This is a genomic window from Mycobacterium sp. SMC-15, from assembly GCF_045310925.1.
GTDB lineage: Bacteria > Actinomycetota > Actinomycetes > Mycobacteriales > Mycobacteriaceae > Mycobacterium.
The window spans coordinates 90,455-111,444 of sequence record NZ_JBJIAJ010000011.1 but is presented as its reverse complement, the minus strand read 5'-3'; the positions used below and the strand labels follow the sequence as shown (position 1 = coordinate 111,444).

At 67.8% G+C, this 20,990-nt stretch carries 25 protein-coding genes; 13 read left to right on the top strand and 12 right to left on the bottom strand.

Annotated elements, in window-relative coordinates; translation table 11 throughout:
* The first annotated feature begins 31 nt into the window (after positions 1–31).
* Positions 32–2,608 carry a DNA translocase FtsK gene (locus ACJH71_RS16900; protein WP_406759142.1) on the top strand — a complete coding sequence of 859 codons (2,577 nt, stop codon included), beginning with the start codon at positions 32–34 and terminating at the stop codon, positions 2,606–2,608.
* A gap of 126 nt (positions 2,609–2,734) precedes the next feature.
* Here ACJH71_RS16900 and ACJH71_RS16895 read toward each other — a convergent pair whose 3' ends face one another.
* A complete protein-coding gene (locus ACJH71_RS16895) occupies positions 2,735–4,099 on the bottom strand; it encodes a wax ester/triacylglycerol synthase family O-acyltransferase (protein ID WP_406759141.1) in 1,365 nt (454 codons plus the stop codon).
* A gap of 182 nt (positions 4,100–4,281) precedes the next feature.
* Between ACJH71_RS16895 and ACJH71_RS16890 the strand changes: the two genes are divergently transcribed.
* Positions 4,282–4,791, top strand: coding sequence for a DUF421 domain-containing protein (locus tag ACJH71_RS16890; protein WP_406759140.1), 510 nt, complete (start codon positions 4,282–4,284; stop codon positions 4,789–4,791).
* 5 nt (positions 4,792–4,796) lie between these two features.
* Here ACJH71_RS16890 and ACJH71_RS16885 read toward each other — a convergent pair whose 3' ends face one another.
* The gene (locus tag ACJH71_RS16885; RefSeq protein WP_406759139.1) at positions 4,797–5,345 is read right to left on the bottom strand and encodes an amino-acid N-acetyltransferase; all 549 of its coding nucleotides are present in this window, start codon (positions 5,343–5,345) and stop codon (positions 4,797–4,799) included.
* A gap of 30 nt (positions 5,346–5,375) precedes the next feature.
* Between ACJH71_RS16885 and pgsA the strand changes: the two genes are divergently transcribed.
* The 4 genes from pgsA to pspM all read left to right on the top strand — a co-directional run bounded on the left by pgsA (position 5,376) and on the right by pspM (position 8,309).
* Positions 5,376–5,972, top strand: coding sequence for a CDP-diacylglycerol--glycerol-3-phosphate 3-phosphatidyltransferase (gene pgsA / locus ACJH71_RS16880; protein ID WP_406759138.1), 597 nt, complete (start codon positions 5,376–5,378; stop codon positions 5,970–5,972).
* A 215-nt stretch (positions 5,973–6,187) separates the two neighbouring features.
* Positions 6,188–6,538, top strand: a complete 351-nt coding sequence (clgR, locus tag ACJH71_RS16875; RefSeq protein ID WP_406759137.1) for a transcriptional regulator ClgR — start codon at positions 6,188–6,190, stop codon at positions 6,536–6,538.
* 105 nt (positions 6,539–6,643) lie between these two features.
* On the top strand, positions 6,644–7,468 hold the full coding sequence (gene pspA / locus ACJH71_RS16870) for a phage shock protein PspA (protein WP_406759136.1): 825 nt from the start codon (positions 6,644–6,646) through the stop codon (positions 7,466–7,468).
* A gap of 4 nt (positions 7,469–7,472) precedes the next feature.
* A complete protein-coding gene (gene pspM, locus ACJH71_RS16865; RefSeq protein WP_406759135.1) occupies positions 7,473–8,309 on the top strand; it encodes a phage shock envelope stress response protein PspM in 837 nt (278 codons plus the stop codon).
* Here pspM and ACJH71_RS16860 read toward each other — a convergent pair.
* Both ACJH71_RS16860 and ACJH71_RS16855 read right to left on the bottom strand, forming a co-directional pair.
* Positions 8,306–8,728 carry a DUF5313 domain-containing protein gene (locus ACJH71_RS16860; RefSeq protein ID WP_406759134.1) on the bottom strand — a complete coding sequence of 141 codons (423 nt, stop codon included), beginning with the start codon at positions 8,726–8,728 and terminating at the stop codon, positions 8,306–8,308. The genes pspM and ACJH71_RS16860 overlap by 4 nt on opposite strands.
* 10 nt (positions 8,729–8,738) lie before the next feature.
* Positions 8,739–9,185: a limonene-1,2-epoxide hydrolase family protein gene (locus tag ACJH71_RS16855; protein ID WP_406759133.1), complete on the bottom strand. Its 447-nt coding sequence runs from the start codon at positions 9,183–9,185 to the stop codon at positions 8,739–8,741.
* Positions 9,186–9,227: 42 nt separating this feature from the next.
* On the opposite strand from ACJH71_RS16855, the gene ACJH71_RS16850 reads away from it, so the two are divergent.
* Together ACJH71_RS16850 and ACJH71_RS16845 are read left to right on the top strand one after the other, a co-directional pair.
* Positions 9,228–10,400, top strand: coding sequence for a glycosyltransferase (locus tag ACJH71_RS16850; RefSeq protein ID WP_406759132.1), 1,173 nt, complete (start codon positions 9,228–9,230; stop codon positions 10,398–10,400).
* Between the two features lie 9 nt (positions 10,401–10,409).
* The gene (locus tag ACJH71_RS16845) at positions 10,410–10,604 is read left to right on the top strand and encodes a DUF3046 domain-containing protein (RefSeq protein ID WP_406759131.1); all 195 of its coding nucleotides are present in this window, start codon (positions 10,410–10,412) and stop codon (positions 10,602–10,604) included.
* Here ACJH71_RS16845 and ACJH71_RS16840 read toward each other — a convergent pair.
* Complete coding sequence (locus ACJH71_RS16840; protein ID WP_406759130.1) at positions 10,595–11,245, bottom strand: TetR/AcrR family transcriptional regulator; 651 nt, start codon at positions 11,243–11,245, stop codon at positions 10,595–10,597. The genes ACJH71_RS16845 and ACJH71_RS16840 overlap by 10 nt on opposite strands.
* 71 nt (positions 11,246–11,316) lie before the next feature.
* Between ACJH71_RS16840 and ACJH71_RS16835 the strand changes: the two genes are divergently transcribed.
* From ACJH71_RS16835 to recX, 3 genes are all read left to right on the top strand, one after another.
* Complete coding sequence (locus ACJH71_RS16835) at positions 11,317–12,543, top strand: oxygenase MpaB family protein (RefSeq protein WP_406759129.1); 1,227 nt, start codon at positions 11,317–11,319, stop codon at positions 12,541–12,543.
* 178 nt (positions 12,544–12,721) lie between these two features.
* Positions 12,722–13,771 (top strand): recombinase RecA, encoded by a 1,050-nt coding sequence (gene recA, locus ACJH71_RS16830; protein ID WP_406759128.1) that lies wholly within the window; start codon positions 12,722–12,724, stop codon positions 13,769–13,771.
* Entirely contained in the window at positions 13,737–14,276 is a 540-nt protein-coding gene (recX, locus tag ACJH71_RS16825; protein WP_406759225.1) for a recombination regulator RecX, read from the top strand. Before recA ends, recX begins: the two co-directional genes overlap by 35 nt.
* Positions 14,277–14,285: 9 nt before the next feature.
* On the opposite strand, the gene ACJH71_RS16820 is transcribed toward recX, so the two are convergent.
* From ACJH71_RS16820 to ACJH71_RS16800, 5 genes are all read right to left on the bottom strand, one after another.
* A complete protein-coding gene (locus ACJH71_RS16820) occupies positions 14,286–14,510 on the bottom strand; it encodes a hypothetical protein (protein ID WP_406759127.1) in 225 nt (74 codons plus the stop codon).
* Positions 14,511–14,573: 63 nt separating this feature from the next.
* Entirely contained in the window at positions 14,574–15,458 is an 885-nt protein-coding gene (locus ACJH71_RS16815) for an amino acid ABC transporter permease (protein WP_406759126.1), read from the bottom strand.
* Entirely contained in the window at positions 15,455–16,132 is a 678-nt protein-coding gene (locus tag ACJH71_RS16810; RefSeq protein WP_406759125.1) for an amino acid ABC transporter permease, read from the bottom strand. The genes ACJH71_RS16815 and ACJH71_RS16810 overlap by 4 nt, the downstream gene beginning before the upstream one ends.
* Positions 16,129–16,950, bottom strand: a complete 822-nt coding sequence (locus ACJH71_RS16805) for a glutamate ABC transporter substrate-binding protein (protein ID WP_406759124.1) — start codon at positions 16,948–16,950, stop codon at positions 16,129–16,131. The genes ACJH71_RS16810 and ACJH71_RS16805 overlap by 4 nt, the downstream gene beginning before the upstream one ends.
* On the bottom strand, positions 16,950–17,708 hold the full coding sequence (locus tag ACJH71_RS16800; protein ID WP_406759123.1) for an amino acid ABC transporter ATP-binding protein: 759 nt from the start codon (positions 17,706–17,708) through the stop codon (positions 16,950–16,952). The genes ACJH71_RS16805 and ACJH71_RS16800 overlap by 1 nt, the downstream gene beginning before the upstream one ends.
* 116 nt (positions 17,709–17,824) lie before the next feature.
* On the opposite strand from ACJH71_RS16800, the gene miaB reads away from it, so the two are divergent.
* Positions 17,825–19,267, top strand: a complete 1,443-nt coding sequence (gene miaB / locus ACJH71_RS16795) for a tRNA (N6-isopentenyl adenosine(37)-C2)-methylthiotransferase MiaB (protein ID WP_406759224.1) — start codon at positions 17,825–17,827, stop codon at positions 19,265–19,267.
* On the top strand, positions 19,264–19,854 hold the full coding sequence (locus ACJH71_RS16790) for a hypothetical protein (protein WP_406759122.1): 591 nt from the start codon (positions 19,264–19,266) through the stop codon (positions 19,852–19,854). Before miaB ends, ACJH71_RS16790 begins: the two co-directional genes overlap by 4 nt.
* On the opposite strand, the gene ACJH71_RS16785 is transcribed toward ACJH71_RS16790, so the two are convergent.
* Entirely contained in the window at positions 19,820–20,533 is a 714-nt protein-coding gene (locus tag ACJH71_RS16785) for a phosphodiesterase (protein WP_406759121.1), read from the bottom strand. The two genes, ACJH71_RS16790 and ACJH71_RS16785, sit on opposite strands and share 35 nt — an antisense overlap.
* On the bottom strand, positions 20,530–20,985 hold the full coding sequence (locus tag ACJH71_RS16780; protein WP_406759120.1) for an SRPBCC family protein: 456 nt from the start codon (positions 20,983–20,985) through the stop codon (positions 20,530–20,532). Before ACJH71_RS16780 ends, ACJH71_RS16785 begins: the two co-directional genes overlap by 4 nt.
* Between the last annotated feature and the right edge of the window lie 5 nt (positions 20,986–20,990).

The following is a 20,990-nucleotide window of genomic DNA, read 5'->3' as shown; positions in this document are numbered from 1 at the left end:
AGATGGGGTAATTGCGACTAGGCTTGCCGATATGGCTAGTAAGACCGCTGCTAGTAGGGCTCCCGCGCGTTCCGGTACCCGAACGACCAGGGCAAAAGCCGGTTCCAAGGCCGCCGCCAAGGGTGGTTCACGGCCCGCCCGGTCACGCCCGGCAGCCAAGCCGCGCCGCGCCGCCCGGCAGCATTCGGGTCCCGTGGCGCTCGGGATGGCGTGTGGACGCCTGGCCCGCGCCACCTGGCTGATGGTCGCCAAGGGCGCTGGTAGCGCCGCACGCTCGGTGGGCCGCGCCCACGACATCGACCCCGGCCATCGCCGCGACGGCATCGCACTGGCTTTGCTGGGATTTGCCGTGGTGACAGCCGCCAGCTGCTGGCTCGATGCCGCCCGGCCGGTCGGGGCGTGGATCGACACCGGTCTGCGCACCGTGATCGGCGGAGCAGTGGTGCTGCTTCCGGTACTGGCTGCGGCCGGCGCCGTGCTGCTGATGCGCACCGAACCCGACCCGGAGAACCGGCCCCGGCTGATCCTCGGGTCAACCATGATCGGGCTGCCGATCCTGGGCCTGTGGCACCTGTGGTCGGGCTCTCCGCAGAGTCCCGATGGCCGTCTGCACGGCGCCGGTTTCGTGGGGTTCGCGATCGGTGGCCCGCTCGCCGACGGACTCACGGCGTGGATCGCCGCGCCGCTGCTGTGCATCGGCGTGCTGTTCGGTGTGTTGTTGCTGACCGGTACCACCCTGCGCGAAGCACCCGAGACCTTGCGCACGATGTTCCGCGGCGACTACGACGAAGACGACTACTACGACGATTACGACGACTACGACGATCAGGACTACGACCAGGCCTACGACGATGCCGATGACGACGACACCGGCGGCGGCGCCCCGGCCGGCGGTGCCAGCCGGTTCGGCGGCCTCGAGCCCGACACCAAAGTCGACGACGCTCCGGACTGGCAGTCGCGCACCCCGCTGGACAACTACCCACTCGACGAAGAGCCCGCCGCTGCGCCGCCGCCGGTCAAGCCCGTGCGCCGCAAGGCGCCCAAGGAGACCAAGGCGGCCAAATCCGCTGCCACCACGGTCGTCCTCGACCGGGTGGTGGAGGGCCCCTACACGCTGCCGGCGCTGAGCCTGCTGGTCGCTGGGGACCCCCCGAAGACACGCACCGCCGCCAACGACCAGATGGCCGACTCGATCACCTCGGTGCTGGAGCAGTTCAAGGTTGACGCCGCGGTCACCGGTTGCACCCGCGGTCCCACCGTCACCCGCTACGAGGTGGAGTTGGGCCCCGGGGTGAAGGTGGAGAAGATCACCGCCCTGCAGCGCAACATCGCCTACGCGGTGGCCACCGAGAGCGTCCGGATGCTTGCGCCGATCCCGGGCAAGTCCGCCGTGGGCATCGAGGTGCCCAACACCGACCGCGAACTGGTGCGGCTGGCCGACGTGCTGACCGCGCCGTCCACCCGCGGTGACCACCACCCGCTGGTGATCGGGCTGGGCAAGGACATCGAGGGCGACTTCATCTGCGCCAACCTGGCCAAGATGCCGCACCTGTTGGTTGCCGGCTCCACCGGTTCGGGCAAGTCCAGCTTCGTCAACTCGATGCTGGTCTCCCTGCTGGCGCGGGCTACCCCCGAAGAGGTCAGGATGATCCTGATCGACCCCAAGATGGTGGAACTCACGCCGTACGAAGGTATTCCACACCTGATCACCCCGATCATCACCGAGCCGAAGAAGGCCGCCGCAGCGCTGGCCTGGCTGGTAGAGGAGATGGAGCAGCGCTACCAGGACATGAAGTCGTCCCGGGTGCGTCACATCAACGACTTCAACGACAAGGTCCGCTCCGGCGAGATCACCACGCCGCTGGGCAGCGAACGGGTCTACCGGCCCTACCCCTACATCCTCGCGGTCGTCGACGAGCTCGCCGACCTGATGATGACCGCTCCCCGCGATGTCGAAGACGCGATCGTGCGGATCACCCAGAAGGCCCGCGCCGCCGGCATCCACCTGGTGCTGGCTACCCAGCGGCCGTCGGTGGACGTGGTCACCGGCCTGATCAAGACCAACGTGCCGTCCCGACTGGCGTTCGCCACCTCGTCGCTCACCGATTCGCGGGTCATCCTCGATCAGCCGGGCGCCGAAAAGCTGATCGGCATGGGCGACGGGCTGTTCCTGCCGATGGGCGCCAACAAGCCGATCCGGCTGCAGGGGGCGTTCATCTCCGACGAGGAGATCCAGGCCGTCGTCAGCGCCTGCAAGGACCAGGCCGAACCGGAGTACACCGAGGGCGTCACCGCCGTGAAGCCCAGTGGGGATCGCACCGACGTCGACCCCGACATCGGCGACGACATGGACGTCTTCCTGCAGGCCGTCGAACTGGTGGTGTCCAGCCAGTTCGGCTCGACTTCGATGCTGCAGCGCAAGCTGCGGGTGGGCTTCGCCAAGGCCGGCCGCCTGATGGACCTGATGGAGACCCGCGACATCGTCGGCCCGTCCGAGGGCTCCAAGGCCCGCCAGGTGCTGGTCAAGCCGGATGAGTTGGCGGGGACGCTGATGCTGATCCGCGGCGGCAGTGCCCCCGACGACGACGGCGGCGACGACGAGTTCTAGCCACCGGCGCCGAACTCTGGGCGCCCTGTGCCGAGTGTGAATCTCCCGACGCGACACACCGATAGGCCGTCGGGAGATTCACACTCGACGGGAGCCGGCCGGGAACCGGCGGCCATGAGCCGTCGGCTACGCGCTGTGCACCAGGGCCAGCCCGTGCCAGTCGCGCAGCGGCTTGCGTCGCTTACTGCGTGCCACCAGCCGGGCCACCGCGGCCTCCAGCCCGTGGGCCAGTTCGTCGACCGCCGCGAACTCGAAGTCGGCCAGGACCCCGATGAACAGTTCGCCGGCGTAGCTGAGGACCGCCACGCCGGTACGCAGCTGCAGCGCGATGGGCGGCACCGGCAGCACCGCAACCACGACGCAACCCATGATCTGCAACGGCTCTGAAGGGCCGGGGACGTTGGTGGCCAACGCCACGACGCCACGCTGGTGGAGTTGTCCCAGTAGCCGTGCCGCCCAAGCCGACCACGCCACAGGTAGTAGGCCGGCGGCCGACAGGACCGCGGGTCCGGCGTGGCGCTGCCCGCCGGCTTTGGCCCGCGCCAGCCGGGACCGCACGTCCAGCAACCGCTTCACCGGATTGGACTCCTCGATCGGCAGACGCGGCAACAGCACGGAAACCCGGTTGGCGGGGCTTGCCGGCGCATGCGCGGACAGTGCCGATACCGGCACCAGAGTGCGCAGCGAATCAGACTGGGGCACTTGGCCGCGCCGGATCATGAAGTCGCGATAACTCTCGGTCAGAGCCGCCAGCACCACGTCATCGGCGGTCACGTCGAACACTCGACAAACCTGCTGGACGTCGTCGAGCGCAACCCGTGCCGCGCTGTAACGGCGGCGGCTGGTGAGCGGACCGTTCAGCGACGACGCGGCCGGTTGCAGCAAGCCGGCCGCCAGTTCCACGACACCGCGCAGGTTGTGCACCCAATGCACCGGGTTGAGGTCCAGCGGCGGCCGGCCGTGCGGCGGTCGCGCCGCATCCTGTGCCGGCGCGGCGGTGTGGGCCGCCAGATGGGCTAATCCGTTGTCGGACAAGCCCGTCAGCATGTGCGCTGCCATGGTGCCGTCGGCGATGCAGTGGTGGACCTTCATCAACAGGGCCCACCGGTCACCGCTGAGTCCGCTGATCACCCAGATCTCCCACAGTGGGCGATTGCGGTCCAGTCGCCAGGACATCACGTCGGCCACCACCGCGTGCAGTTCGGCGTCTCCGCCGGGCGAGGGCACCGCGACCCGACCGATGTGATGGGCAAGGTCGAAGTGAGGGTCGTCCACCCATTCGGGTGCGCTCAGATCCAAGGCGTGGCGCACGAGGCGCTGCCCGAACCGCGGGCACCCGCGCAGACGTTCGGCCAGCGTTGCCTGCAGCGCGGCGTGGTCGGGAATCGGGCCGTTCAGGACGGCCAGCGTCCCGGTGGCCATGCTGACGTTGTGATCGGAATCCTCGACGCCCAGAAAGCCGGCGTCCAGGGGGGTCAGGTGCTCGGCCACGGCTGCCTCCAGTTGTCTGCAACTGTCAGTACCACTATCTCCTGTTCGGGTGGCCCGCGGCAGGGCCGGAAGTCCCCAGGTTCGGCCGCCGCGACACCCACCAGACACGCACCGGACACGGACCGGATACGGACCGGACACCAGCGGTTTTCCCGCGACGCAAGAGCGCGTAATCTCGCCACGTGGATTGGGCACGACTTTTCGCTTTCGACACGCCGCCCTCGGAGATCTTTGTCCGTGGAACAGTCATCTACATCGCGATCTACGCGTTGCTGCGGGTGGTGTTGAAACGCGAGGCGGGCACCAACGGCATCACCGATCTCATCGTCGTGGTGTTGATCGCCGATGCGGCGCAGAACGGGATGGCCGGCGGCTACCGATCGATCAGCGACGGCATCCTGCTCGTCGGGGTGATCATCGGCTGGTCATACCTGCTGAACTGGATGGCGCATCGCTGGCCTTCGGTGGCGAGGCTGTTGCGGCCGGGGCCGCTGTTGGTGATCTACGACGGCGCATTCCTCTACGCCAATATGCGCAAAGAGATGATCACCGAGGAACAGGTTCGCGAGCAGGCCCGCAAACAGGGTATTGCGGACCTTTCGGTAGTCCGTGAGGGCCGGATGGAATCCGACGGGCAGTTCAGCTTTCTCATCGGCGCCACGCGCCGGGCCCGCGATCTGGTCGTCGACTAGGGGGACTAGAGGACCAGCAGCATCCGGGTATTGCCCAGGGTGTTCGGCTTGACGTAGCTCAGGTCCAGGAATTCGGCCACGCCGACGTCATAGGAGCGTTGCATCTCCTCGAACACCTCGGCGGTCACCGGTGTGCCGTCGATCTCGGTGAAGCCGTGCCGGGCGAAGAACTCGGTCTCGAAGGTCAGCACGAACAGCCGCTGCAACTCCAACTCGCGGGCGACCTGCAGCAGGCGGTCGACGATCGCGTGTCCGATACCGCGACCGGTCAGGGTCGGGTCCACCGCGATGGTGCGTACTTCGCCAAGGTCTGACCACAGCACATGCAGGGCGCCGCAGCCCACCACCTGCTCGTCGGCGTCGGTGGCAACCCAGAATTCCTGGACCGCTTCATAGAGCGTCACCAGGTTCTTTTCCAGCAGGATCTTGCCCGCATAAACGTCCACCAGCTGCTTGATCGCCGGGACGTCCGAGGTGCGTGCGCGCCGGACCACGGGCCGTCCGGCCGGTCGATCCGCCGCAAGATTCACAGCTGCACAGTATCGGTTTCTCATTTCGGGCTGGGCAACAGATATTCTGACCCCGTGTCGGGACAGCCAAAAACCGGTCCAGCGGTGACGCATGTCCCCGTGGTCAATCTTGCGAACGCGTTGACCGTCATGCGGATGGGGCTGGTCCCGGTCTTCCTGCTGGCGTTGTTCGCCGAGGATGGCCACGATCCGAAGACCCGTATCGCGGCGTTCGTCATCTTTGCCATTGCCATCATCACCGACCGGCTGGACGGCACCCTGGCGCGCAATTACGGCATGGTTACCGAGTTCGGCACGCTGGCCGACCCGATCGCCGACAAGGCGCTGATCGGCGCAGCGCTGATCGGTCTGTCGATGCTGGGCGACCTGTGGTGGTGGGTGACGGTGCTGATTCTGGCTCGCGAGATCGGGATCACCCTGCTCAGGTTCGCCGTGCTGCACCGTGGAGTGATCCCGGCCAGCCGCGGCGGCAAACTCAAGACCCTGGTGCAGGCGGTCGGCATCGGGCTGCTCATCTTGCCGCTGGCGGGCCCCTGGCTGGTGACGGCCTGGACGGTGATGACCGCGGCGGTGATCCTGACGGTGTTGACCGGCGTGGACTACGTCGTCTCGGCGGTTACCGACCTGCGCGGCGGGCCAGTTCGAAGCTGACCCGAATGAAGCCGGCGGTTCAGCGAGGCTCGACGGAGGAGAGGCGAAGCTGGGACCGCCGAATGAAGCCGGCGGTTCAGCGAGGCTCGACGGAGGAGAGGCGAAGCTGGGACCGCCGAATGAAACTGTCGAATCCGGGAACCCATTAGGGCGTCGCGCGCGTTGACCTTGGTGACTGTCGGTTTCCAAGGGTGACCCGTAAGGGGGAGTGCACGATGACGACATTGCTGCGGGAGTCGGTCGGCGAGGTGCTGCGCCAGGCCCGGACGGCTCAGGGGCGCACGCTGCGTGAGGTGTCGGACGCGGCGCGGGTCAGCCTCGGCTACCTCTCGGAGGTCGAACGGGGCCGCAAGGAAGCGTCCAGTGAGCTGCTCAACGCGATCTGTGCGGCATTGCGCATCCCGTTGTCGACTGTGCTCTTCGACGCCGGAACCCGGCTGGCTCAGGCCGAGCGGGCCGAACTGGCAGTGCGCAACGCCCACGGTGGCGCGGTGACCCGCATCGATGCCGGTACCAAGGTGGTGATCCCGCCGATTCGTACGCTGGCATCGGCGGCCTCGGCGTGACGCGCCCGGCCTGAACACCCACCCGAGCACCGTCGACCCGATAAATTGATCACCGGTACCGGCGGTAGCGCGACAACACTGGAAACAAGCAGACGGAGCTGACTGATGGCCAACCCGTTCGTCAAGGCGTGGAAGTACCTGATGGCGCTGTTCAACTCGAAGATCGACGAGCACGCCGATCCGAAGGTGCAGATCCAGCAGGCGATCGAAGAGGCGCAGCGTCAGCACCAGGCCCTGACCCAGCAGGCGGCACAGGTGATCGGCAACCAGCGGCAGTTGGAGATGCGGCTGAACCGGCAGCTGGCCGACATTGAGAAGCTTCAGGTCAACGTGCGCCAAGCCCTGACGCTGGCCGACCAGGCCACGGCTGCCGGAGATGCCGCGAAGGCCACCGAGTACAACAACGCCGCCGAGGCGTTCGCGGCCCAGCTGGTCACCGCCGAACAGAGCGTGGAAGACCTCAAGGCCCTACATGATCAGGCGTTGTCGGCGGCCGTGCAGGCCAAGAAGGCCGTGGAGCAGAACGCCATGGTGTTGCAGCAGAAGATCGCCGAGCGCACCAAACTGCTCAGCCAGCTCGAGCAGGCCAAGATGCAGGAGCAGGTCAGCGCGTCACTGCGCTCGATGAGCGAGATCGCCGCTCCCGGAACCACTCCCAGCCTGGACGAGGTGCGCGACAAGATCGAACGGCGCTACGCCAACGCGATCGGGGCCGCCGAGTTGGCGCAGGGTTCGGTGCAGGGTCGGATGATCGAGGTCGAGCAGGCCGGCGTGCAGATGGCCGGCCATTCCCGGCTGGAGCAGATCCGGGCGTCCATGCGGGGCGAGTCGCTGCCCGCGGGTGGTTCCGCCACTGCCCCCGGACAGGCCACCCCGGCATCCCCGCAGTCCGGTGCCAATCCCACCCCCGAGAACCCGCTGGGACGGTAGTCAGGTGGCCGCGACACTCGGAGGCAGCGCTCGGCACCCACTGCTGCAGCGTGCCGTGGACCGGGCCAGCGAGGCTGCCGACCTGCTCGCCGACAAGCTGGGTGCGATCGCGGACCCCAGGGCCCGGATGCTGCGCAAGCGCCGGTGGGCGCTGCGGCTGGGTCTGTTCTTCACTGCCACCTGCGGATTCTGGACGCTGGTGACGGCCGTGCTGGCGTCCTGGTCGACCCCGGTATGGGTGCTGCTGATCACCGGGCTGGTCGCAGCGGGTGCGGCCGCGCCGGCGACGCTGTTGTTGCTGCGCTACCGCTGGCTGCGTGCGGCGCCGCTGCCGGCAGTGCGCTCCACCGCGGTGCGGCGCCTGCCGCCGCCCGGCTCGGCGGCACGACCGTCGATGTACGCGCTGGGCGCCTCCGAGCGGGGGATGGTCTCGCTGCTGGGTGTGCTCGAGCGGGGCCGGCTGCTGCCGGACGACGAGATCACCGAACTGACGGCAGCGGTCAACCGCGCCGCGTCGACGATGGCGGCCACCGCCGCCGAGGTGGTGTCGATGGAGCGCGCCGTACAGCACAGCGCCCAATCACGTCAGTACCTGGTGCCGACGATCAACGCGTTCACCGCTCAGCTCAGTGCCGGCGTTCGCCAGTACAACGAGATGGTCACCGCCGCAGCGCAACTGGTGGCGTCGGCCAACGACGGCTCGACGACGTCGGCCGGCGATCCGGCGAATTCCCCGATGTCGCAGCGGCGCTACCGCGAAGAGCTGGTCGGTGCGACCGAGAAGATGCTGGGCTGGGCGCAGGCCTTCGACGAACTGGCCGAGTTGCCCCGGGTCGTCTAGATGTCGTCGCTGCGCTGATCGACCGAGTCCGGCCGCGGCCCGTAGCGTTCCTCGTAGGACCGGTGAATGTGGGCGTCGCGCTCGCGCTTGCGTGCGTTGGCGAGCTCCGGGTTCAGACCGTGCATCCGCAGCATGTGCGTGCGCCACACCTTGTTGAGCGCGTGCGCGAACAGGATCACCATGAACCAGATCGGGAACGTCATGCTGAAACGCGTCATGAAGTCTGTCGGAAAGAACCAGAACGGGATCAGGATGAGCGTCGTCGGCACGGCGGCGCGCAGGATCATCCGGACGGTGGCACCCGGGCCGGCCAGGTCGTTGCGGACCCAGTCCAGCAGTTCTGGCGGCAACGGGCGTCCGTAGCAGTAGCGGAGGTATTGGATCGGAGTTGGGCGCTGAGGCTTTGAAACTTGACGCACAGCGATGACCCTAGAACGTCGGCCGCAGCGCCGGGAACACGGTGGCCGCCACCGCGCGCAGCGTCGCCTTGAACATGTCCAGGAAGTCGAAGTAGTCACGCCACAACGTGATCCGTCCGTGGTGCACCTCGAAGACTCCGCACACCCAGAACTGCAGCCGCAGCGGTCCCAGCGTCAGCGCATCGGTGCGCTCGGTGAGCACTGACGAGCCGTCGGCGGCGATGCGATGGATCTTCACGTCGAAAGCCGCCCGGCCGGCCATCCGCCCAAACACTCCGATGGTGGCGCTGCGGCCGTAGATGGTCGGCAGCCCGACGTTCTGGTACACCACGTCCTCGGCGAGCGCCGCCGCCGCGGTGTCGAGGTCCTCGTCGCGCAGGGCGTCGAGGAAGGTCTCTACGGTGCGGATGTTGGCGGCGGCCTCAACAGCGTCCTGCTGGCCAGTCAGTTCGGTCATGCCTGCCACCCTAGGCCTGAGGGGCTGTGGCACGGTAGGCCGATGCGAGTCGTAGTGGTAGCCGGCCCAGATCCCGGTCACGCGTTCCCGGCGATCGCGTTGTGCAGGCGCTTCGCGGCGGCCGGAGACACGGCGACGCTGCTGACCGGGGTGCAGTGGCTCGACACCGCGCGGGCCGTCGGGGTGGACGCCGCGGAGCTGCTGGGACTCGATCCCACCGCCGCCGACGACGACGCCGACGACGGGGCCAAGCTGCATCACCGTGCGGCGCGCATGGCGGTGGAAAACCGCGATCAGCTGCGAGCTCTGGCGCCGGATCTGGTGGTCTCCGACGTCATCACGGCTTGTGGGGGAATGGCCGCCGAGCTACTCGGCATCGGGTGGGTGGAACTCAGTCCGCACCCGCTGTACCTGCCGTCGAAGGGACTGCCGCCGATCGGCAGCGGGCTGGCACCGGGCACCGGGGTGCGTGGCCGGCTGCGTGATGCGGTGATGCGCTCGTTGACGGCACGGTCGGTACGCGGTGGCCTGCGTCAGCGTGCCGAAGCGCGGGTGGGTATCGGTCTGCCGGGCGACGATCCCGGGCCGCTGCGGCGCCTGATCGCCACGCTGCCCGCGCTCGAGGTGCCCCGGCCCGACTGGCCCGCCGAGGCCGTCGTGGTCGGACCGTTGCACTTCGAGCCGACCGAGCAGGTGCTGACCGTACCGCCGGGCTCCGGTCCGCTGGTGGTGGTGGCGCCGTCCACCGCCTCCACCGGCGCCGCCGGGCTGGCCGAACTCGCCCTGGAGCATCTGGTGCCCGGTGCCGGACTACCCGACGGCGCCCGGCTGGCGGTGTCGCGGCTGGGCGGCCCGCCCCTGGAGTTGCCGTCGTGGGCCGTCGCCGGGTTGGGGCGCCAGGACGAACTGTTGACGCACGCCGACGTGGTTGTCTGCGGCGGCGGGCACGGCATGGTGGCCAAGACGCTGCTGGGCGGGGTACCGCTGGTGGTGGTGCCCGGTGGCGGCGATCAGTGGGAGATCGCCAATCGCGTGGTGCGCCAAGGCAGTGGGCGGCTGATCCGCCCGTTGACCGGGCCGGCATTGGCCGAGGCGGTGGGCGCGGTGTTGGCGTCGCCGAGCTACCGCGATGCCGCGCGGCGCGCCGCAGGCACGGCCACTGATGTCGCCGATCCGGTACGGGTGTGCCACGAGGCACTGTCGGGCACTGGGTAGGTTGGGTAGGTGCGCCTGACCGAATTCCGCGAACTGGTCACGATGCGTTTCGGTGCCGCCTACGGCACCTCGGTGCTCTCCGACCACGTGCTGGCCGCGGTAGGCGGACGGACCGCGGCGCAGGCCATCGAGGACGGCGTGGAGCCGCGTGACGTGTGGTGGGCGCTGTGCTCGGACTTCGACGTGCCGCGCGATCAGTGGTGAAGCTGGTCGTTGCGCGCCACGATGCTGCGGACCAGGGCGACGGAGAGGTCTGAGCAGATCGCGGCCAGTTCCGTCGTGGTCTCGACCGGATTGTCGAGCCAGGTTTCGATGATCTGGTTGACACCGCCGACGATGAACAGTGCACCCCGGCGCAGTTCTTCCGGCCCGAGATTCTGACCGTCCAGGACGCCCGGGGCATGTTCGACGATGGCGTCGGTGATCAAGTCGAGGATGCCCGCGCGGTGCTCGTTGAGCCCCGGAATCGCGGACAGGTCACTGGTGGCGATGCGGTGGATGCAGGGGTCGGCGGCGATCAGGTCGAGAAAGGCCGTCAGCGCGGACCGGAGTTTGTCCGACAGCGTGCCGGGGTCACCGATCCCGGCGGTGACCATCGCCTCGAGCAGCTGGTCGCGGACGTCGTCGGAGACCGCGAAGAACAGCGCGTCGCGATTGGGAAATTGTTCGTAGAAATAGCGCGGGGTGAGCCCCGCGGCGGTACAGACGCCGCGGACGGTGACCTCGCCGATGCCCGATTCGCCCCAGATCTGGCGGCCGGCGGCCAGCAACTTGCTACGGCGCTCGGCGCGGCGGTCCACCGCGCTGATTCCGCCGTAGTCACGCACCACCTCAGGGCGTTTCATTGACATCACCCTACTAGCGACCGTAAATTCGGAATACGGATGTTATCCAAAATAGCGCTGGAGGCCACCCGATGAACGCGCCTGTACTGACCGCCCCCGCCCGGCACCCGGCTGGACCGGGCGCCGTACCGGTCAGCATTCGGGTGCTGGCGACGGCGCTGGCGATCACCAAACCCACGCCGCAGCGGTGGCGCCAGATCGGTGAAGACCTGACCGCCGGCGACGAGCCGATGCAGCGGCTGGTCGAGTGGATGTCCAGCGCGGGGGCCCAAGAGACCCGCCCGATCTTCGAACAGATCCTGGCCCGCGGTCTGGACAGCGTGCCGGATGCACCTGCGCCGCTGCGGGAGTTCTTCGGCGAGTTCGAGCCGATCCCGGACTGGGTCGACATGGCCCGAGTGCGCCGTGGTCAACGGGCTCTGCGCCGCGGCGGTGCCGACGGCACCTACATCGCCCGGGACGTGTCGTTCCTCGGTGGCTATCAATTCTCCTCGTTCAACAAGACGCTGCTGCGCACCGGTGTGCTGGAGAAGGGCTCGAACAAGCGCTTCGCCGAGACCCTGCAATGGGCGCTGGACGTCAGCGGCGAAGGAGGGCTGGAGCCACTCGGGGCCGGCTATCAGGCCACCATCCGGGTTCGGCTGATCCACGAATACGTTCGCCGGCACGTCGCCGCGCTGCCGGATTGGCGCAGTGACGAATGGGGCCTGCCGGTCAACCAGACCGACATGGCCGCCACCCTGGTAGGAGCGCTGATCGCGCCACCGGCCGGCGGGCTGGCGCTGGGAATCGTGATGTCCCCGGGCGAACTGGAGGACATTGCGCACCTGACTCGCTATGTCGGCTGGCTGATGGGGGTCCGAGCCGACTGGCTGCCCACCAGCTTCCGGGACGGCATCCGCATCCTCTATCAGACCCTCGGTGCGCTTTCGGCGCCCGATGAGACCACCAAGCAGTTGGCGGCCCCGATGGCCGACGATCCGCTGGAATGGCAGTTCGGTGCCATGACCGGCGTGCGTCGCCGTATCGCACGCGCCCAGCATCTCTCGCTGACCAGCAGCTTTCTCGGGCCGCGCACGATGCGAAAACTGGGCCTGCCGGTCTTCGTGCTGCCGTGGTACCCACTGCTGCGGCTGCCGGTGAACCTGGCCCGCAGCGCCGCGGCCCTGGCCCTGCCCGGCGGCCGGGTTCGCGCGGCGCGGCGTGGGCGGCGCGAGCAAGAGGCGTTCATGCGGACCATGATGGGCGCCGAAGACACCACGATCGGGGCTTCCGCGCACGTCATGGCGGTGGTCTGACCGGGCGTCAAAGTCCGACACGCCGACACGCCGCGTGTCGGACTTGATTCGAACATTCGTTCGCCTACTGTGGAGGCAGTTCGTTCGGCCTGACGGGTTTGTCAGACCCCGTCGCTAGCGTCACGGCCAACCGACCGAGAACCGGTCAACCGAACTACCGAACCACAGGAGAGGCATCATGGCGCAAGCGCCCGATCGCGAAAAAGCACTCGAACTGGCGATGGCCCAGATCGACAAGAACTTCGGCAAAGGCTCGGTGATGCGCCTCGGAGACGAGGTGCGCCAGCCGATCTCGGTCATCCCGACCGGCTCGATCGCCCTGGACGTGGCGCTGGGCATCGGCGGCCTGCCCCGGGGCCGGGTCGTCGAGATCTACGGCCCGGAGTCCTCCGGTAAGACCACCGTGGCGCTGCACGCAGTGGCCAACGCCCAGGCCGCCGGCGGGATCGCGGCGTTCATCGACGCCGAGCACGCGCTGGACCCCGAATACGCCAAGAAGCTCGGCGTGGACACCGATTCGCTGCTGGTGTCCCAGCCCGACACCGGGGAGCAGGCGCTGGAGATCGCCGACACGCTTATCCGCTCCGGCGCGCTGGACATCCTGGTCATCGACTCGGTGGCCGCCCTGGTGCCGCGCGCGGAGATCGAGGGTGAGATGGGGGACAGTCACGTCGGTCTGCAGGCCCGGTTGATGAGCCAGGCGCTGCGGAAGATGACCGGTGCGCTGAATAATTCGGGCACCACCGCCATCTTCATCAACCAGCTGCGGGAGAAGATCGGGGTGATGTTCGGCAGTCCCGAAACCACCACGGGTGGAAAGGCTTTGAAGTTCTACGCCTCGGTTCGCCTCGATGTTCGGCGGATTGAGACCCTCAAAGACGGCACCGACGCGGTCGGCAACCGCACCCGGGTCAAGGTGGTCAAGAACAAGGTGTCGCCGCCGTTCAAGCAGGCAGAGTTCGACATCCTGTACGGCCGGGGCATCAGCCGTGAGGGGTCGCTGATCGACATGGGCGTGGACCAGGGCTTCATCCGCAAGTCCGGTTCCTGGTTCACCTACGACGGCGAACAGCTGGGGCAGGGCAAGGAGAACGCCCGCAACTACCTGCTGACCAACCGTGACGTGGCCAACGAGATCGAGAAGAAGATCAAGGAGAAGCTCGGTATCGGCGCCGTGCTGACCGATGAGCTGGCTGATGATGTTCTGCCCGCCCCCGTCGACTTCTGAGTCGGTCGAGGCAGCAGAGCCCAAGCGCGAGGAGCAGGCGAAGACACTGTGCCTTCGCCTGCTCACCGTCCGGGCCCGCACCCGCGCCGAGCTCGCCGGCCAGCTGACCAAGCGCGGCTACCCCGACGAGGTCAGTGACCGGGTGTTGGACCGGCTGACCACAGCCGGATTGATCGACGACACCGACTTCGCCGAACAGTGGGTGCGATCCCGGCGCGAGCACGCGGGCAAGGGCCGCAAGGCGTTGGCCGCGGAGTTGCGCACCAAAGGTGTCGACGAGGACGTGATTGCCGAGGCGCTGGAGGGCATCGACGCCGCCGCCGAGCGCGACCGAGCCGAGCAATTGGTGCATGCCAAGCTTCGCCGGGAGACACTTGGCGCCGACGACGTGAAGGTCACCCGTCGGTTGGTGGCGATGCTGGCGCGGCGCGGCTACAACCCGTCGATGGCTTATGACGTGGTCAGTACCGAATTGGCCGCTGAACGAGAACGTCGCCGGGTGTGAAGGGGTGGACTAGGCGTCTTCCTCGACCTCGTCCGTGCTGGTGAAGACTTCCTTGGTCCGTTCGACGGCGTGAGTGGCGATCTCCATAGAGTCCTGGACGATCGCGCTGACGCCGCCGGAGATGTCCCCGCGAATGATGTCGCCGGCGTCCTCGACGATGTCCGAGGCCTTCTCGACGGCGTGCGCGGCGATGTCGCGCGCAGCGTTGAATGCGTCCTTGGGGGTGATGGCCATCCGAGTCTCCTGTCGTTAGCTGTCGAGTCCGACTCTAGACGGCGGACACCGTGCGCGCAGTCCCTAAACGACCCGGGCACCCGGGGTGCCCTCCGGCTCAATTGTGGCTGCGCCCAAGGGGGACTGGCGGGCCCGGCGCAGCCGCCGCTCCAGCCCGATGGCACCGGCCGAGAGCACCATATTTCCGGTGATCATCAGCGCCGCGATCACCAGCAGTGCGGGCAGGTAGTTGCTGTACTGGGAGCCCACGACGGTGCCTTGGCGCACCATCTCCACGAACGTGATCTGGTAGCCGATCGCGGTGTCCTTGAGCACCACCACGAGTTGTGACACCAGCACCGGCAGCATCGCAGTGACGGCCTGCGGCAGCAGGACCAGCCGCATCGAGGCGCCCCAGCCCAGGCCCAACGCGGCGGCCGCCTCCGACTGTCCGCCGGGCAGGGCCTTCACCCCCGCCCGCACGATCTCGGCGATGACGGCGCCGTTGTAGAGGGTCAGCCCGGTCACCACCCCGGCCAGCGCGATCTGTTGCGGTGGAAACGCGTTGAGCAGCCCATAGACGAAGTAGGCGAAGATCATCATGATCAGCACCGGAATCGCCCGGAAGAACTCCACGGCCACCGCGCAACTGAAGCGAATCGGCCGGATCTGCGACAGCCGGCCGACCCCGAGCCCGACCCCCAGGATCAGCGCGAGCCCAATGGACCAGGCCGCCGCGGTCAGCGTCCCGGCCACCCCGGGCAGCACGTAGGTCCGCCACAGATCCGCAGTCAGAAACGGCGCCCACTTCTCCGCGGTCAGCTGCCCTTTGGCCGACAACCGCGAGTACACCAGCCAGCCGAGCAGCCCCGCAGCCAGCACCGTCACCAGTGACAATGCCCGGTAGCGGACGCGGGCCCGGGGTCCCGGGGTGTCGAACAGCACCGTCGCGCGGGGCGCCGACCTCATCGCGACACCGCCCAGCGCCGGTCCAGATAGCCGAACAACAGGCCCAGCGGCAGGGTGAGCACGACGAAGCCTGCGGCGAACACCGCGCCCACCCCGAGCAGCGCCGCGGTGTTCTCGGTCATCGACTTCATCAGCAGCGCCGCTTCGGCGACCCCGATAGCAGAGGCCAGGGTGGTGTTCTTCGTCAGCGCGATCAGCACCGAGCCCAGCGGGATGATCACGGCCCGAAAAGCCTGGGGGAGCAAGATGACCCGAAGATTCTGGGTGAAGCTCAATCCCAGCGAACGAGCGGCCTCGGCCTGCCCGATCCCCACCGTGTTGACCCCGGAGCGCACCGCCTCACACACGAACGATGCCGTGTACACACCTAAGCCCAGCACCGCCAGGCGAAAGTTGCTGTCGTCGATCGACGTCGGCGACTGCGGATCGGTCAGCGAGACCCCCAGCGTCTGGGCCAGGCCGAACGAGCACAGCAGCAACAGCAGAGTCAGCGGGGTATTGCGCACCAGATGGACGTAGCCGCCGCCGAGCCACCGCAGCACCGGTACCGGAGCCAGCCGCATCGCAGCCAATCCGGTGCCCAGGATCAGCGCCAGCGTGCCGGACAACACCGCCAACTCGACGGTGACGGTGAAGGATTGGAGGATCTGGCCCCGATACTGGGCGAACATCATCGTTCGATCGGCGGCGGCTCGGGCACTGCGAACCCGGCGGGGCCGAAGTTGTCCACGAACGCCGCCCGCCAGGAGCCGTCGCGTTCCATCTCGGCGAGGGCATCGTTGATCCGCTGCCGCAACCCTTCATTGCCCTTTTGCACGCCTATCCCGTAGAGCTCTTCTGAAAATCGTTCGCCGACCAGCTTGAAGGCCCCGGGGCTCTGGGCGGAATAGCCGGCCAGGATCACGTCATCGGTGGTCACCGCGTCGATCGCACCGTTGCGCAGGGCCTCCACGCACGCCGAGTAGGTGTCGTAGCGCTGCAGCTGTACGCCCGGATAGCGGTCCTTGATCCGTTGCGCGGGCGTCGAGCCCGACACCGAACACAGCTTCTTGTGTCGCTGCAGCGATGCGGTACCGGTGATGTCGGTGTTGTCGGCGCGCACCAACAGTGACTGCCCGGTGAGCAGGTAGGGGCCGGCGAAGTCGACCTTCTGGCGCCGCGAATCGGTGATCGAATAGGTGGCCACCAGGTAGTCGACCTGGCCGTTGCGCAGCAGCATCTCGCGCTGCCCGGATGGGGCCTCGATCCAGGCGATGCGGTCCGGCGGGTACCCCAGCCGGGCCGCGACGTAGCGGGCCACGTCGACATCGAATCCGCCGAGCGTGCCGTCGGGTTTCTTAACGCTCAACCCGGGCTGGTCGAACTTGACGCCGACGGTGATCTTGCCGCTGTCATGAGCGGTGCACCCCCCGCAGGGCGCAGTCAGTGCGGCCACCATCGTCAGGACGGCACAGGCTCGCGCCAGCGCTGCCAGGGCTCGCACCGTCAGCATCAGTGGTCGAGGACCTTGGCGAGAAAGTCTTGGGCCCGTGCGGATTTCGGGGCAGCAAAGAACTCTGCGGGAGCGGCCTCCTCGACGATGGCACCGTCGGCCATGAACACCACCCGGTCTGCTGCGCGGCGGGCGAAGCCCATCTCGTGGGTGACCACCACCATGGTCATCCCGTCGTCGGCCAGCGTGGACATCACATCGAGCACTTCACTGATCATCTCCGGGTCCAGGGCACTGGTGGGCTCGTCGAACAGCATCACTTTCGGGTTCATCGCCAGCGAACGGGCGATCGCCACTCGCTGCTGCTGTCCGCCGGAGAGCTGTGCGGGATGTTTGTGGGCCTGATCGGCCACCCCGACCCGCTCCAGCAGTGCCATCGCCTGGCGCTGCGCCTGCGCCCGGGGCATCTTGTGCACCTTCATCGGTGCCAGTGTGACGTTGTCCAGGATGGTCTTGTGCGGAAACAGGTTGAACGACTGGAACACCATGCCGACCTGGGCCCGGAGCCGGGCCAGCGCCGCACCTTCGGCCGGCAGCGGCTGTCCGTCGAGGGATATGGTGCCGGAGTCGATCACTTCGAGCCGGTTGATGGTGCGGCACAGCGTGGACTTGCCCGAGCCCGACGGGCCCAGGATCGCCACCACCTCGCCGCGAGCGACCTCGAGGTTGATGTCTTTGAGCACATGCAGGCCGCCGAAGAACTTGTTGACGTCGTGGATCGCGATCATCGGCACCAGATCCGGCCCGCCGCTGGTCATGGGATCTGACCCTACCCAGGAAGCCACCGTGCGGGCGCCGCTATCGGCCTGGTCACTCCGATCGACACAGCCGCCGTACCATAGTCCGGGTGAGTTTGCCGGTGATTTCCGAACAGATGCGCACCTACGAGGTGCGTACCTACGGCTGTCAGATGAATGTTCACGACTCCGAACGCATTGCCGGCATGCTCGAGCAGGCCGGTTACCGCCGAGCCCCCGACGACGCCGACGCCGACCTGGTGGTGTTCAACACGTGCGCGGTGCGGGAGAACGCCGACAACAAGCTCTACGGCAATCTGAGCCACCTGGCACCCAACAAGCGCAGCAACCCCGACATGCAGATCGCCGTCGGCGGCTGCCTGGCGCAAAAAGACAAGGACAGCGTGCTGACTCGCGCGCCGTGGGTGGACGTCGTCTTCGGCACCCACAACCTGGGGTCCTTGCCGGCGTTGTTGGAGCGCGCCCGGCACAACCGGAGCGCCCAGGTGGAGATCGTCGAATCGCTGCGCGAGTTCCCGTCGTCGCTGCCAGCCGCGCGGGACTCGGCCTACTCGGCCTGGGTCTCCATCTCGGTCGGCTGTAACAACAGCTGCACCTTCTGCATTGTGCCGTCGTTGCGTGGCCGTGAAGTGGACCGCAGCCCCGACGACATCCTCGCCGAGGTGCGGGCGCTGGCCGCCGAAGGCGTTCTCGAGGTGACCCTGTTGGGTCAGAACGTCAACGCCTACGGCGTCTCGTTCGCCGACCCGGAACTGCCGCGCGACCGCGGGGCGTTCGCCTCGCTGTTGCGGGCCTGCGGGGACATCGAGGGACTCGAGCGGGTCCGCTTCACCTCTCCGCATCCTGCGGAGTTCACCGACGACGTGATCGAAGCGATGGCGCAGACCCCGAACGTCTGTCCCACGTTGCACATGCCGCTGCAGTCCGGCTCGGACAGGGTTCTGCGGGCGATGCGCCGCTCCTACCGGGCCGAGCGCTATCTGGGCATCCTCGACCGGGTCCGGGCCGCCATCCCGGACGCGGCCATCACCACCGACCTGATCGTCGGGTTCCCCGGTGAGACCGAGCAGGACTTCGACGAGACCCTGGAGGTAGTGGCCGCCGCGCGGTTCTCGGCCGCGTTCACCTTCCAGTACTCCAAGCGGCCCGGAACGCCGGCCGCTGAGCTTCCCGACCAGTTGCCCAAAGAGGTTGTCCAGCAACGCTACGACCGGCTGATCGAGCTGCAGGAACAGATCTCGTGGGACGAGAACAAGGCCCAGATCGGGCGCACCGTCGAACTGCTGGTGGCAGTCGGTGAGGGTCGCAAGGACGCCCAGACGGCGCGGATGAGCGGACGAGCGCGCGACGGCCGGCTGGTGCACTTCGCGCCGGGGACCGCGCAGGTCCGTCCCGGCGATGTGGTGACCACTACGGTGACCGGCGCGGCGCCGCACCACTTGTTGGCCGACGGGGCTTTGTTGAGCCACCGGCGTACCCGGGCCGGTGACAGCCATGCCGAACCGGCGCCCGGTGTCGGACTGGGCATGCCCAAGATGCCGGGGGTGGTGGCGCGATGAGCGGCAGTGGGGACAACAACTTCGAGGCCTACCGCGCCGATATCGAAGCCGCCGAGCGGCGCGTCGCCGGCGAGATCGACCCCGGCGGCAGGGGTCTGGTCGTCGCGATCTGCGTATTCGTATTGCTGGGGTCGTTCCTGTTGCCGCACACCGGCTCCGTTCGCGGCTGGGACGTCCTGTTCCCCGGCGAGGGCACCGACGAAGCTCTGGTGACGTTGCCGTCACAGCTGTTCATGTGGCTGGCGCTGGTGTTCGGGGTGGGATTCTCGCTGCTGGCCTTGCTGACCCGGCGCTGGACGGTGGCCTGGGTGGCACTGGCGGGCTCGGCGGTGGCCAGCGCCGTCGGACTGCTGGCCGTGTGGTCCCGGCAGACCGCGGTACAAGGTCACCCCGGCCCGGGCGTCGGACTGATCCTGGCCTGGATCACGCTGATCGTGCTGACGTTTCACTGGGCCCGCGTGGTGTGGTCACGCACCGCGCTGCAACTCGCCGCTGAGGCAGAGCGCCGGCAGAGCACCGCGCAACTGCAGTCGCGGAACCTGTTGGACGATCTCAATCGTCCCGAGGATCCGCCGCCGGACGAGTAGCCCCGGGCGCCGCCCTGCCTTCGCGGCTTCCGCGGTAGGCGCGGGCGCGCAGGTCGGCGAGCCAGCGCGGACGCAGTTCAACTCCCGCTGCGCTGTTCACGGTCGGGTCGAACGAGACGTCGTGGCCCGTTCCGTCGGCCTCATCGAGGTCGTTGAGTACCAGGTGGGCCAGCGGGCGGAATTCTCCTGTGCCACGGGCCTGATCGAGTTCGAAGCCGATCTGGTTGGTGGCGAGCTGCTTGCGAATGCTGCTCAGCGCCACTCCGAAACCCTCGACCGGCGTCGTCAGTCGAGCTCGCAGCCACCACGCCTGCTCTCGGTAGTGCAGCGGCATGAGCGTGGTCAACGTCAGGCCTGACCAGGACGCCACCGGGTGCACGCCCAGTGTCCGGCCGAACACGCCCGAACCCGCCGAGACCAGCAAGATGTCCCAGCAGGGGTGATCGTGCTGTGGCGCCGGTATCCGAAGCGCCAGTCCGACGGCGTCGGGCAGGGGGCCAGGTGTGCCGGTCGCCTTGGAGATGCGAGCGTTGACGATGGCTGACGGCACCGGCAGACCGTCGCCTGCCGGTGCGTCTCGCTGCAGAAACCCGGTCGTCAGCACACCGTCGGGGTGGAAGAACCGGCGGTGCCGCAGCGCGGCTCCCCAGCGAAACACCCAGCCGGCGGGGTCGATCATCGTCGCGGTACGTCTCCGCGCCAGGCGCCGGTTTCGCCGGGCTGGTTCTCGATGAAGTCCTTGAATCGCTTGAGATCCGCATGGACACGGTGATCGAGGATGTTCAGCTTGTCGGCCACGTTTTCCAGAACACCGTCGGGGTCGATATCCATCTGCGTGGTCACCCGGGTGGTGTCGTCGTCGATCTTGTGGAACGTGACCACGCCGCCGTGGCTCGGGCCGGCGTCGGAACGCCACGCGACCCGCTCTTCGGGGTGTTGCTCGGTGATGGTCGCGTCGAACTCCCGCGACGCCGGGCCCACCTTGATCTTCCAATGCAGGTGGGTGGCATCGCGTTGCTGTACCTGTTCGACACCTTCCATGAACTTCGGGAACGACTCGAACTGGGTCCATTGGTTGTAGACCGTCCGGATCGGGCGCTTGACGTCGAGTGCTGCGGTGATATTGCTCATGTGTC